10 protein-coding genes are annotated in these 12,119 nt (G+C 70.8%); 7 read left to right on the forward strand and 3 right to left on the reverse strand.

Annotated elements, in window-relative coordinates:
- The first annotated feature begins 42 nt into the window (after window positions 1-42).
- Both ACFYRY_RS10480 and ACFYRY_RS10485 read left to right on the forward strand, forming a co-directional pair.
- A complete protein-coding gene (locus tag ACFYRY_RS10480) occupies window positions 43-1,629 on the forward strand; it encodes a GMC oxidoreductase (protein ID WP_389142234.1) in 1,587 nt (528 codons plus the stop codon).
- An 88-nt stretch (window positions 1,630-1,717) separates the two neighbouring features.
- Complete coding sequence (locus ACFYRY_RS10485; RefSeq protein WP_389142236.1) at window positions 1,718-3,535, forward strand: glycoside hydrolase family 15 protein; 1,818 nt, start codon at window positions 1,718-1,720, stop codon at window positions 3,533-3,535.
- On the opposite strand, the gene ACFYRY_RS10490 is transcribed toward ACFYRY_RS10485, so the two are convergent.
- Window positions 3,495-4,790, reverse strand: a complete 1,296-nt coding sequence (locus tag ACFYRY_RS10490) for a chloride channel protein (protein WP_389143714.1) — start codon at window positions 4,788-4,790, stop codon at window positions 3,495-3,497. The genes ACFYRY_RS10485 and ACFYRY_RS10490 overlap by 41 nt on opposite strands.
- Before the next feature lie 346 nt (window positions 4,791-5,136).
- Between ACFYRY_RS10490 and ACFYRY_RS10495 the strand changes: the two genes are divergently transcribed.
- The 3 genes from ACFYRY_RS10495 (at window position 5,137) to ACFYRY_RS10505 (ending at window position 8,150) form a co-directional block, all read left to right on the forward strand.
- The gene (locus tag ACFYRY_RS10495) at window positions 5,137-5,595 is read left to right on the forward strand and encodes an SRPBCC family protein (protein WP_389142238.1); all 459 of its coding nucleotides are present in this window, start codon (window positions 5,137-5,139) and stop codon (window positions 5,593-5,595) included.
- Between the two features lie 201 nt (window positions 5,596-5,796).
- The gene (locus tag ACFYRY_RS10500; protein WP_389142240.1) at window positions 5,797-7,131 is read left to right on the forward strand and encodes a hemolysin family protein; all 1,335 of its coding nucleotides are present in this window, start codon (window positions 5,797-5,799) and stop codon (window positions 7,129-7,131) included.
- Window positions 7,128-8,150: a hemolysin family protein gene (locus ACFYRY_RS10505; RefSeq protein ID WP_389142242.1), complete on the forward strand. Its 1,023-nt coding sequence runs from the start codon at window positions 7,128-7,130 to the stop codon at window positions 8,148-8,150. Before ACFYRY_RS10500 ends, ACFYRY_RS10505 begins: the two co-directional genes overlap by 4 nt.
- 93 nt (window positions 8,151-8,243) lie before the next feature.
- Here the strand turns inward: ACFYRY_RS10505 and ACFYRY_RS10510 are convergent, their stop codons facing one another.
- Window positions 8,244-9,299, reverse strand: coding sequence for a glycoside hydrolase family 5 protein (locus ACFYRY_RS10510; protein WP_389142244.1), 1,056 nt, complete (start codon window positions 9,297-9,299; stop codon window positions 8,244-8,246).
- A gap of 545 nt (window positions 9,300-9,844) precedes the next feature.
- Window positions 9,845-10,522 carry an ANTAR domain-containing protein gene (locus ACFYRY_RS10515; RefSeq protein ID WP_389142246.1) on the reverse strand — a complete coding sequence of 226 codons (678 nt, stop codon included), beginning with the start codon at window positions 10,520-10,522 and terminating at the stop codon, window positions 9,845-9,847.
- Between the two features lie 229 nt (window positions 10,523-10,751).
- Here ACFYRY_RS10515 and ACFYRY_RS10520 point away from each other — a divergent pair, with 229 nt between their 5' ends.
- Complete coding sequence (locus tag ACFYRY_RS10520; protein WP_389142248.1) at window positions 10,752-11,066, forward strand: STAS domain-containing protein; 315 nt, start codon at window positions 10,752-10,754, stop codon at window positions 11,064-11,066.
- Window positions 11,063-12,112 carry an anti-sigma factor RsbA family regulatory protein gene (locus tag ACFYRY_RS10525; RefSeq protein ID WP_389142250.1) on the forward strand — a complete coding sequence of 350 codons (1,050 nt, stop codon included), beginning with the start codon at window positions 11,063-11,065 and terminating at the stop codon, window positions 12,110-12,112. Before ACFYRY_RS10520 ends, ACFYRY_RS10525 begins: the two co-directional genes overlap by 4 nt.
- The last annotated feature ends 7 nt before the right edge of the window (window positions 12,113-12,119 follow it).

Raw genomic sequence — 12,119 nt, forward strand, 5'->3', positions numbered from 1 at the left:
TCAACGGCAGGACCGGAGCACGTTCCGAGGACGGTGGCCGGCATGACCGACGCACTGCACTACGACGTCATCGTTATCGGCACCGGTGCCGGCGGCGGCACCCTCGCCCACCGGCTGGCACCCACCGGAAAACGGATCCTCCTTCTCGAACGCGGTGACTATCTGCCCCGCGAACGCGACAACTGGGAATCCGACGCGGTCTTCGTCAAGGGCAAATACCGCGCCCCGGAGTTCTGGTACGACAAGGACGGAAAAGAGTTCCCGCCAGAGGTCAATTACTACGTGGGCGGCAACACCAAGTTCTACGGCGCCGCGCTCTTCCGGATGCGCCCCGAGGACTTCGGCGAACTGCGCCACCACGACGGTGTGTCCCCCGCCTGGCCACTGAGCTACGAGGAACTGGAGCCGTACTACACGCAGGCCGAGCACCTCTACCTCGTCCACGGCCGGCACGGCGAGGACCCGACCGAGGGCCCCACCAGCGCCCAGTACGCCCACCCGCCGGTCCAGCACGAGCCGCGGATCCAGCAACTCAGCCACGACTTGGAGAAGCGGGGCCTGCACCCCTTCCACCTCCCCATCGGGGTCAACCTCACCCAGGACGACCGGGGCCGGGCCACCCACACCAGCGCCTGCATACGCTGCGACCGCGTCGACGGCTTCCCCTGCCTGGTCGGCGCGAAGTCCGACGCGCAGGTCATCTGCGTCGACCCCGCCCTCGAACACCCCAACGTCGAGATGCTCACCCACGCGGACGTGCGGCGCCTCGACACGGACCCGACCGGCCACAGTGTCACCTCGGTCGTCGCGACCGTGGGGGACGGCGACCCCGCCACCGTGGAGTTCAGCGCCGACATCGTGGTGGTCGCCTGCGGCGCCGTCAACTCCGCCGCCCTGCTGCTGCGTTCGGCGGGCGAACGGCATCCCCGGGGCCTGGCCAACAGCTCGGACGTGGTGGGCCGGCACTACATGCGGCACAACAACCTGGCCCTGATGGCCGTGTCCAGGGAACCGAACGACACCCGGTTCCAGAAGACCCTGGCGCTGCACGACTGGTACCTGGGATCCGACGACTGGGACTACCCCCTCGGCGGCATCCAGATGCTCGGCAAGTCCGACTCCGAGCAGATCCACGGCGAGGCACCCCGCTGGGCCGGGACGGTGGCCCCCGACATGCCGTTCGAGGTGCTCGCCCACCACGCGGTCGACTTCTGGCTGTGCGGTGAGGACCTGCCGCTCGCCGACAATCGCGTCACCCTGGACCGGGACGGTGGCATCCATCTGGCCCTCGACGAGAAGAACAACACCGCCGGGCTGACACGCCTGCGGCACAAACTGCAGGACATGCTCGGCCACTTGGGCATGCACGAGCACCATCTCCTGTCGCACAGCATCTACCTGCACAAGGGGATGCCCATCGGTGCCACCGCGCATCAGGCGGGCACGGTCCGCTTCGGCCACGACCCCGAAAGCTCCGCTCTCGACGTCACCTGCAAGGCCCACGACCTCGACAACCTCTATGTCGTCGACACGAGCTTCTTCCCGAGCATCGCGGCGGTCAACCCGTCGCTGACCGCCATCGCCAACGCCCTGCGCGTCGGCGACCACATCGCGGAGCGACTGCGCTGACCCGAGAAGGGCCACGAGGTACGCGTCGACGCCGCCCCCCCCCCGCCGGGCGGACAGCGGCTGAAGCACCCGGGAAAGGGAGACCGACATGGACCGCTACCCGCCCATCGCCGACCACGGGCTCGTCGGGGACCTGCAGACCGCCGCTCTCGTGACGTCCCAGGGCGTGATCGACTGGTTCGCGGCGCCGCGCTTCGACTCACCCAGTGTCTTCGCCGCCCTGCTCGACCACGACGGCGGCGGCTACTTCCGCCTCGCCCCGGACCACCCCGAGGGGACCTGGAGGCAGCTCTACTACCCGGACTCCGCCGCCGTGGTGACCCGCTTCATGTCACCCGACGGAGTCGGCGAGATCATCGACCACATGCCGGTCCAGCCGGGCCCGACCGCGACCGACCGGCACCGCCTGGTGCGCGTCGTACGCGCGGTACGCGGCACCGTACGCTTCCGCCTCGAATGCCGGCCGCGGTTCGACTACGCGCGCGCGGCCCACGAACTGGACCTGACCCCCCGCACCGCGACGTTCCGGGCGCCCGGAGCGACCGCCTACCTCCAGGGCGGCATCCCGTTCGAACGGGACGGGCAGGACGTCCGGGGCACCATCACCCTGAACGGCGGGGAGTCGACGGCCGTGGTGTTCACCGTCTGCGCGCCGGGCGGCGAGGCGCCACCGCCGCCCACCACCGAGCAGATCACCGAGGAGCTCTGGAAGGACATCGACTTCTGGCACAGGTGGGTGCGCGTCTCACGCTACCGCGGCCGCTGGACGGAGATCGTGCACCGCTCGGCCATCACCCTCAAACTCCTCACCTACGCGCCGACGGGCGCGCCGGTCGCCGCCGCCACCATGGGACTGCCGGAGCAGGTCGGCGGTGAGCGCAACTGGGACTACCGGTACACCTGGGTGCGGGACGGCTCCCTGTCGGTGCGGGCCCTGCTCGACCTCGGCTTCGTGGAGGAGGCGACCCGCTTCACCCACTGGCTCGGCGACCGCCTGGCCGCCCACGACGGACCGGACGGCGAACCCCTCCAGATCATGTACCGGGTCGACGGCGACCCCCATCTGACCGAGGAGATCCTGGACCACTTCGAGGGCTACCGGGGCTCCTCCCCGGTCCGGGCCGGCAACGCGGCCTCGGACCAGCTGCAGCTCGACATCTACGGCGAGGCCCTCTACGCGCTGGCCGAGGGCCGCCAGGTCGGCGAACAGGCGGGCTACCACGGGTGGAAGGGCCTGGCCGCCACCCTGGACTGGCTCGCCGACTCCTGGGACCGGCCCGACGAGGGCATCTGGGAGACCCGGGGCGGACGCAAGGACTTCACCTACAGCCGGGTGATGTGCTGGGCCGCCTTCGACCGCGGTCTCAAACTGGCCCACGAGTTCAGCAGGCCCGCCGACACCGCGCTGTGGACCCGGGCCCGGGACGCCATCCTCGAACAGGTCATGGAGCGCGGCTGGAACGACAAGGAGCAGGCCCTGGTCCAGCACTACGGCGGCAACGTCCTGGACGCCTCGCTGCTGCTCGCGCCCCGCGTCGGATTCCTGTCCCCGCGCAGCCCCGGCTGGCTCAACACCCTCGACGCCATGGACCGCGTCCTCGTCTCCGACAGCCTGGTCTACCGCTACGACCCCGAGGCCTCCCCGGACGGACTGCGCGGCTCCGAAGGCACCTTCAGCCTGTGCACGTTCCTGTACGTCGACGCCCTCGCCCGCGCGGGACGCCTCACGCAGGCCCGCTACACCTTCGAGAAGATGCAGACGTACGCCAACCACGTCGGCCTGTTCGCCGAGGAGATCGGCCCCAGTGGGGAGCAACTGGGCAACTTCCCGCAGGCCTTCACCCACCTCTCCCTCATCATGGCCGCTACGACGCTGGACGACGCTCTCGACCGGGACGCGGCCTGAACTCAGGGATTCCCGGCCCCTGCGGCAGTAACTCCGTGGTCACGAACGACACCACCGTGGCCAGCACGATCACCGGCACCGTCTCCGAGTTGCCCACCATGAGGACGACCAGCACCACCGTGCTGACGGGCAGCCGCAGCGCGGCGGCGCACGCCGACGCCATCCCCGCCGCCATCCCCGCCACGACACCCAGCCCCGGCAGCGGGGACAGCAGCACACCGACCGCTCCGCCCAGGAACAGGGAGGGGAAGGTCGGACCGCCGCGAAGGCTTCCCAGGCACAGCGTGTACCCGACGCCCTTGAACGCCAGCACCGCCACCAGAGCGCCGACCGACCACGCATGGGGGTCCTCGGCGAGTTGGTCCAGGGTGGTCTGGCCGGACAGGGAGACCTCGGCCGGCGAACGGCCGGTGACGACGGCGTAGAGCGCCGCGCAGCCCGCCGCGCCGAGCGCGCAGAGCACCGTGTTGGGCAGCGGACGCACCGACACGAAACGCGCCGTGATCCGTCCGCCCACCATGATCCAGTGGACGGCCGCCCCGATGACGAGCGCCATCAGCGCCGACCACACCACGGCCCCGGTGTCGAGCAGGGGCGGAGGGGGCAGCCCGATGTCGAGGCTCCCGGTCTTCAGCCCGGTCCAGTGGCCGAAGCCCGTGAACACGATGGCGCCGATCCCGCTGGACAGCAGCGCGGGAAGCATCACCGCGAACAGCTGCGGCCCGCCTACTCCGGCCACCTCCATGAGGATCACGGCCGCCACCAGCGGACTCCCGAAGATCGCGGAGATGGCTGCCGCGGCCCCGGCGGCCCCGAGCAGCGCCGTGCTCGCCTCGGTCGCCGGAGCGCGTACGAGGTCCCGGAAGACCAGCGCCAGACCACCGCCGAGCGCGATCAGAGGCGCCTCGGGTCCGAGTACGGCGCCCAGCGGCAGGCTGGCCAGCGCGGCGACGGCCACGCCGGGGACAGCGGCTTTCGACGCCCCGCCGGAGTGCAGGCCGGCCGCCGGAATGTGTCCTCCTCGGCCCGGGAAGCGCAGCACGACCAGGGCGACGACGGCACCTGACACCACCGCCAGGGGAAGGGGCCACCACCACGGCGGATCCGTCCACCCGAGATCGTGCGGCCAGTCCACCCAGATCAGGTTCTCCAGCTCATGGAGCAGGACGAGGAACCAGAACGCGAGCAACGACACCGGGATCCCGATCAAGCCGCAGAACACCAACGCCCGCCGGTACTCGGGCCGGCGCAGCATGTTCCGCAACTGGTCGGCCTCCTGCGGCTGGTTTCCCGGAGCGGTCCCAGCCTCTCCGGGCTTCTGCTCGGTGATGGCAGTTCTCCTGAGTCGGCTGTGTCGGTGGTGTCGGCTGTGTCGGCTGTGCCTGCCGGGTCCGCGGGGAGGTGATCAGGCCGGTGGCAGCGCGAGATTACCCACCGGATCGCCCGATACCACTCCGAGCGCCGCCACAACGCCCCAAACCACTCCGGATGGACGCGTGGTGCAGGGGGTGCGCCGATCCGGGGTACTCGGCTCACCGTCCATGGCCCCCCATCGACGGGTCCGCTGTCCGGGCCCGTCACGATCCGAGGAAGGCGAAACCATGAGCACAGTGAAGGAAGCGGTCGAGGTCGCCGTCCCGATCCGTACCGCGTACAACCAGTGGACCCAGTTCGCGGAGTTCCCGAAGTTCATGGACGGCGTCGAAGAGGTGCGTCAGCTCGACGACACCCACAACCACTGGACCACCAAGGTCGGCGGCGTGCGGCGCGAGTTCGACACGGAGATCGTGGACCAGCTCGCGGACGAGAAGATCGCCTGGCGCACGACCGGCGGCGACGTCAAGCAGATGGGCATGGTGCGCTTCCAGAGCGTGGACAACCTGCACACCCGCGTGGAACTCATCATGGACATCGAGACGAGCGGACCGGCGGAGAAGGCCGCTGACCTGCTCGGAGTGATGGATCGGCAGGTCAAGGGCGACATGCGGCGCTTCAAGGAGTACATCGAGGCGCGCGGCGGCGAGTCCGGTTCCTGGCGCGGCCGCGTCACCCCGGGCTGAGGACCGCCGCGGGACTCCCCCAGGGGGCTTTGCTCATCCTTTACCATGGGTGCGAACGTCGTACCGACATCGCATCGACGTCGTACCGAGTGTCGTACCGAGAAGGAGCCGTAGTACCGCAATGGGTGAGCCTCCCAGTACCAGCCGTGCCACACCCCGTCGGCCGCGTCCCGCGGTCACTGAGGAATCGGGGGTGGCACGGTGACCGAGATCCTGCTGCTCCTGTTGGCCCTCCTGCTCACGCTGGCCTGCGCGGTGTTCGTCGCGGCCGAGTTCTCCCTGACCACCCTGGAACGCGGTGACCTGGAGCGGGCCGTCGAGGCGGGTGAGCGTGGCGCCGAGGGCGCGTTGAAGGCCGTACGCCGGCTGACCGTCCAGCTCTCCGGCGCCCAACTCGGCATCACCGTCACCTCGCTGGTCATCGGCATGCTCGCCGAGCCGTCGCTGGCGGCGCTGCTGCGCGGCCCGCTGGCGGCGCTCGGCCTGGGCGGCGCCGCCTCGTCGGTGGCGAGCGTGCTGGGCGTGGCCCTGTCCACCGTGGTGCTGATGGTGGTGGGCGAGCTGGTGCCGAAGAACTGGGCGATCTCCCGGCCGCTGCCCGTCGCCAAGGTGGTCGCCGGACCGCAGCGCGGCTTCACCGCCGCCTTCGGCCCGTTCATCCGGCACCTGAACAACACCGCGAACCTGTTCGTACGACGCTTCGGCCTGGAGCCCGCCGAGGAGCTGGCCTCCGCGCGCGGCCCCGAGGAACTCGTCGCGCTGGCCCGGCACTCGGCCGCCGAGGGCGCCCTGGAGGCGGACGCCGCCGAGCTGTTCGTCCGCACCCTGCACCTGGGCGAGCTGACCGCGCAGAACGTGATGACCCCGCGCGTCGACGTCAAGGCACTCGAAGCCCACGCCACGGCCGCCGACGCCGCCAACCTCACCCACGCCACCGGCCTGTCCCGCTTCCCGGTCTACCGCGACACCCTGGACGACGTCGTCGGCACCGTCCACATCCGCGACGTCCTCGCCCTGGAACCGGACGAGCGCGCCGTCACCCCGGTCACGGACCTCGCCACCGAGCCCCTGCTGGTGCCCGACAGCCTGCCCGCCGACCGGCTCCTTGAGCGGCTGCGGGCGATGCGCACCATGGCCGTCGTCATCGACGAGTACGGCGGCACCGCGGGCGTGGCGACCATGGAGGACATCGTCGAGGAGGTCGTCGGCGAGGTCCGCGACGAACACGACCCGCTGGAGATCCCCGACCTGCTCCCGACCGTCGCCACGGCGGACGGCCGGGCGGTGTGGGAGGCGGACGGCGGCGTCCGCCTCGACCAGCTCACCGGCATAGGACTGACCGCGCCCGACGGGCCGTACGAGACCGTGGCCGGGCTCATCGCCACCCGCCTCGCCCGCATCCCGGTCAAGGGGGACACCGTCGACCTCGGCGGCTGGCAGCTCGACGTCCTGGGCGTCGAACACCATCGCGCGGACCGGATCCGCATCGTCGAACCGGCCCGGGTGCCGGCCCAGGTGGGGGAGGAGTCCCGATGACCGTCCTGCAACTCGCCGTCGGCGCCCTGACACTGCTGACCAACGCCTTCTTCGTGGGCGCCGAGTTCGCCATGATCTCCGTACGCCGCGGCCAGATCGAACCGCGCGCCCAGGAGGGGAACAAGCGGGCCCGGATGACCCTGTGGGGTCTTCAGCACATCTCCGCGATGATGGCAACCGCCCAACTCGGCATCACCGTCTCCTCGTTGGTGCTGGGCGCGGTCGCCGAACCGGCCATCGCGCACCTGCTGGAACCCGGCTTCGAGGCGGCCCGCGTTCCGGACGGCCTGGTGCATCCGATCGCGTTCGTCATCGCGCTCACCGTGGCGACGTATCTGCACATGCTGATCGGCGAGATGATCCCGAAGAACATCGCGCTGGCCGCGCCCGTCCCCACCGCGCTGCTGCTCGGGCCGCCCCTGGTGGCCCTCACCCGGGCCCTGAAGCCCGTCGTCTTCGGCATCAACGCCTTCGCCAACTCGCTGCTGGGGCTGCTGCGGGTCGAGCCGAAGGACGAGGTGGAGTCCGTCTTCACCGACGACCAGCTCGCCCGCATGGTCGTCGACTCCAGCGAGGCCGGACTGCTCAGCCAGGCCGACGGCGAACGGCTGCGCGACGCCCTGGAACTGGGCACCCGCCCGGTGGGCGAGATCCTCGTCCCCGCGCAGCGGATGCGCACCGTCGGCCACACCGTCACCCCCGCCGAGCTGGAGCGGACCGCGGCCGACGCCGGCTACTCCCGCTTCCCCGTCACCGGCCCCGGCAACACCCTGCTCGGCTACCTCCACATCAAGGACACCCTCGGCGTCACCGACCGGGACCGGCCGTTCCCGCGCACCGCCCCGCACCCGGTCACCCGGGTCCGCATCGACACCCCGCTGGACGACACCCTCACCGCCCTGCGCGCCGACGGCAGCCACCTGGCCGCGGTCACCGGCGAGTCCGGCGCGGTCCTCGGCTTCGTGACCATGGACGACGTCCTGTCCGAGCTGGTCGGACCGGCTCCGGCCAGGGTCTGAGCGAGAGGTCGCCCGCCCTGCGGACAGGGGAGAGGCCCCACCCCCTGTTCCGGGGTGGGGCCTCTCCAGTTCGCGCGGCCCGGTCGGGTCCGGTCAGGGCTGGACGGGCTTGCCGCGTCCCCACGCCCAGGCCAGACGGTCGGCGCCGGACTGGTTGGTGGTGGCGAGCCAGGGGCGGTCGGCGGGACCGGTGAGGGTCTGCAGGGAGTACGTGTCGTCGGTCCGCAGGCCCGGCCAGTACACGGAGCCCATCTTGAGCTCGCGGAAGGTGTCGGTGACGGCCTGGACGTAGTTGACGAAGTTGTTGGAGGGGTCCGGCTTGTTGTAGTCGAGGCCCGTGGTCATCGGGGCGCCGAACTCGTCCGCCACGGTCCGGTTCGCGCAGTCGCCGATGCGCACCTTGAGGTCGTCCACCCACTGGTCGTAGGTGGCGTAGTCCTTCCAGAACCCGTAGTGGTGCAGGGACAGGTAGGTGCCCTTGAGGCGGGGGTCGGCGCAGACCGAGGTGACGTGGTCGTTGTAGCCGGCGCCGCTGACGAAGACCCGGTCGCGCGGGACCGACGGGTAGGTCGCGAGCCACTTCGCGGCCATGTCGGCCCACTGGGCGTCGGTGTAGCCGTGCGGCTCGTTCATCGGCTCGAAGTAGACGCGCCGGTCGTTCTTGTAGGCGTTGACCACGGTCTTCCACATGGGCCAGTAGGTGGCCTCGTCGTCGATGAAGCCGTCCTTCTGCGCGCCGGTGCCCTCCCAGTAGGACACGACGACCTTGAAGCCCTGGTCGGAGGCCGCGTCGATGACCCCGCGGTACGACTTCCAGTAGGAGCCGTTGACCGTGTACGGGTTGATCGGCAGCCGCACGGTGTTGGCGCCGAGGTTGGCGCGGAACGCCGCGATGATCCGGGTCGCCTTCGCGTACGTCTGCTTGTAGCTGTCGGAGAGCGACAGGCCGGACAGGACGACCGGGTCGTCGGCGTAGTTGTCGCGCGGGTCGGCCCAGTTGACGCCCTTGAACTGGGTCGGGTCCAGGCGCGGCGTGGCGGCGGAGGCGGGGCTGCCGGCCAGGGTGGTGCCGCTGACCGCGGCGATCGCGACGGCCACGAAGACGGCACGCAGCCGGGGGGTGCGGGTTCTGCCAGGGGTCTTGCGCATCAGCTTGCCCTTTCAGGAGATGGCGGCTCGGCGCGTGAGGGGAGTCTGCGCGTAGGGGAGCGGCCGTCGATGGCGCTGCGGTGTTTGCGTAAACATGCTCGAACAAACGATCGGTGTTTACGTAAACATCGTGGCGCCGGAATCGTGGCATCCGGCTCCGTGCGCGTCAAGGTTTCCGGCGCGTAACGTCTCTCGCCCTCCGGCCGGAGCGTCCGACGGGACAGGAGTCAGCCGGGGGCGCGAGGGGTATGCCGGGGGCAATGGGATCGAAGACGAAGCACCGCCGGCCTGCCTCCACGGGCACGATTCCCCTCGCCTCGGCGAGGACGAGGCTGGTCGCATCGGGTGCGGGGTGGCACACCCCGTCCCCGTCGAAGGCTTGAGGAGGGCGTCATGAACCGTCAGATCCGCGTGCGTGTCAGCCGTAGGCCCGCCGCTCCACGCGACATGAAGATCGACCGCAGGACGCCTTCCGGGCGGCTGCTGCCGTACTGATCCCGTCGGCGGCGCCGGGAACGACGCGGCCACCGAGCCCGAGCTCGGACTCAGTGGCCGCGGCGGGCGATCGCCGTTTGTAAGGCCGCGCGGACTTCCGCGGGGGGCGGTGCGCCGTCGCTTGCGGTGCTGGCCGTGACCGCCGCGGCGACCGTGCGGAGTTTGGTGTTGGACAGCTGGGAGGTCTGCCGCAGGATCGTCCACGCCTCCTCGGACGTGCAGCCCTGGGTGGCCATGAGGATGCCCCGGGCCTGGTCGATCACCGGGCGGGAGGCGATCGCCTGGCGCAGCTGCTCGACCTCTTCCTTCAGCAGCCGTAGCTGCTCGGCGCGCTCCAGAGCCACCGCCGACGAGGACGAGGGGTGCGATGTGGTGGCGCGCGTGGCGTGCAGCGGGTCGGTGGTGTCCAGGCCGGCCAGTTCCAGGATGCGGCGCGGCTGACCGTCCCAGTTCGCGGTCGCCACCGGAACACCGTGCAGCTCGGCGTAGTCGCCGAGTGTCTCCAGGAACTGCAGTCCCGCGGTGTCCATGAAGACCACCCCGGTCATGTCCAGCTCCACCAGGCCGACGCCGGCCGGCAACTCGGCCAGTTTCCCGGCCAGGACGTCCGCGCACCCGCGGACCAGTTCTCCTCGTGGAGTGAGCACGGCTCGGCCCGCGTCCACGCGACTCTCGATGAAGAGAGCGTCCGCTCGCCCCTCGAGAGGTGTGTGTGCCGCTGAGGTCATGTCCCCGCCTTGTAGTTCACGGACGGTCTTCATGGCGTAGCCTGCCCCCTCATCACCGGACCGGTTTTCGGCGGGCGAGGGGGTGCTGAAGGTTCGCCTGCCCACCGTACGGTGGGCTACACACCTTCTTCGGATTGTCAGGGAGCGGCGTGGGTATGTGCGTTCCGTCCGGGAAGAGTGGGGAGACGGTGTGGGAATCCGGTACCGGGCACCGTCCGGGGTCGTTGCGGTGGCGCCTGAGCTGACGGTGTCACCGCTGACCACGCGCAGTGGGCTGCGCGTGTCGGGAGAAGTGGGCCTGGCGACGCACGAAGTGTGGGAACGTGCGCTGAAGCAGGCCGTGCGCGAGGACGGGGATGTGTACTACCTGGAGTTGTCCGCCGTGACGTTCGTCGATGTCGCGGGCGTCGGGGTGCTGGCCGCCGTCGCCCAGGAACTGGGGGACGGACGGCGGATGGTGCTGCACCGGCCGCCGCCGGCCCTGCGACGCGTGCTGGACATGTTCTGGCCCGACCTGACGTCGATCGAGGTGGCGAAGTCATGAGTTCCGTGGCCCAACCCTTCGAGCCGACCCGTCCCTTCCAGCCGGTCGAGCCCCTCGACACCAACGGCCCTCCCGGCGCCGCCGAGCCCTTGGACCACGCGGATCCCCTCGATCCCGATGGGCCCCGCGACCCCTTCGTCCACCCGGCGTTGTTCTACGGCGACGAGCGGGAGTACCTCGCGGGCACCGTGTCCTTCGTCCGTGAGGGACTGCGGGCCGGCGACCCCGTGGCGGTCGCCGTACCCGGGGACAATCTCGCCCTCATCCGGGACGCACTGGGCGCCGACGCCGACGCGGTGCGCCTGCTGGACATGACGGAGGCCGGCCGCAACCCCGGCCGGATCATCCCCGGCGTGCTGCGCGCCTTCGCCGACGCCCAGCCGTCCGGCCGCCGGGTGCGGATCATCGGCGAGCCGATCTGGGCGGGCCGCAGCGACACCGAGTACCCCGCCTGCGTCCAGCACGAGGCGCTGATCAACGCGGCCTTCACCGGCCGCACGGTGAGCATCCTGTGTCCCTACGACACCCGGCGCCTGGCCCCGCAGGTCATCGCGGACGCGTACGCCACCCACCCCACCGTCATCCACGGGGGCACCGGACCAGGGGCGGGCAGCGAAGCGTACGACCCCGACGGCGTCGTCGCCCGCTACAACGAGCCGCTGGCGCTCGTCGAGGACGTGCCCGCCTTCGCCTTCGACGCGGAATCGCTCTCACACGCCCGGCACGTCGCCACCGACGTCGCCGCCCAGCTGGGCCTGACCGGCGTACGGCTGCAGGACCTCGCGCTCGTCACCGCCGAGCTGACCACCAACAGCGTGGTGCACGGCGGCGGTTCGGGCGCGCTCAGGGTGTGGGCGCAGGACGGGAACGTGCTGTGCGAGGTGCGTGACAAGGGGCGGCTGACGGATCCGCTGGCGGGCCGCCGTCCCGCCTCCCGCGACCAGCGCGGCGGCCGGGGGCTGCTCATGGTCAACCTCGTGTCGGACCTGGTGCGGGTGCACATGGGGGCGGACGGCACCACGGTGCGCTGCTGGTTCGCCCTCTGACCGCAGG

Source organism: Streptomyces sp. NPDC005263 (assembly GCF_042872365.1).
Taxonomy (GTDB): Bacteria; Actinomycetota; Actinomycetes; order Streptomycetales; family Streptomycetaceae; genus Streptomyces.

What these genes read in the sequence shown, in the direction of transcription:
- ACFYRY_RS10495 (WP_389142238.1), top strand. Translation starts at nt 5,137, where the DNA reads ATGAGCACAGTGAAGGAAGCGGTCGAGGTCGCCGTCCCGATCCGTACC.
- ACFYRY_RS10510 (WP_389142244.1), bottom strand. Translation starts at nt 9,299, where the DNA reads ATGCGCAAGACCCCTGGCAGAACCCGCACCCCCCGGCTGCGTGCCGTC.
- ACFYRY_RS10480 (WP_389142234.1), top strand. Translation starts at nt 43, where the DNA reads ATGACCGACGCACTGCACTACGACGTCATCGTTATCGGCACCGGTGCC.
- ACFYRY_RS10515 (WP_389142246.1), bottom strand. Translation starts at nt 10,522, where the DNA reads ATGACCTCAGCGGCACACACACCTCTCGAGGGGCGAGCGGACGCTCTC.
- ACFYRY_RS10505 (WP_389142242.1), top strand. Translation starts at nt 7,128, where the DNA reads ATGACCGTCCTGCAACTCGCCGTCGGCGCCCTGACACTGCTGACCAAC.
- ACFYRY_RS10525 (WP_389142250.1), top strand. Translation starts at nt 11,063, where the DNA reads ATGAGTTCCGTGGCCCAACCCTTCGAGCCGACCCGTCCCTTCCAGCCG.
- ACFYRY_RS10490 (WP_389143714.1), bottom strand. Translation starts at nt 4,790, where the DNA reads ATGCTGCGCCGGCCCGAGTACCGGCGGGCGTTGGTGTTCTGCGGCTTG.
- ACFYRY_RS10485 (WP_389142236.1), top strand. Translation starts at nt 1,718, where the DNA reads ATGGACCGCTACCCGCCCATCGCCGACCACGGGCTCGTCGGGGACCTG.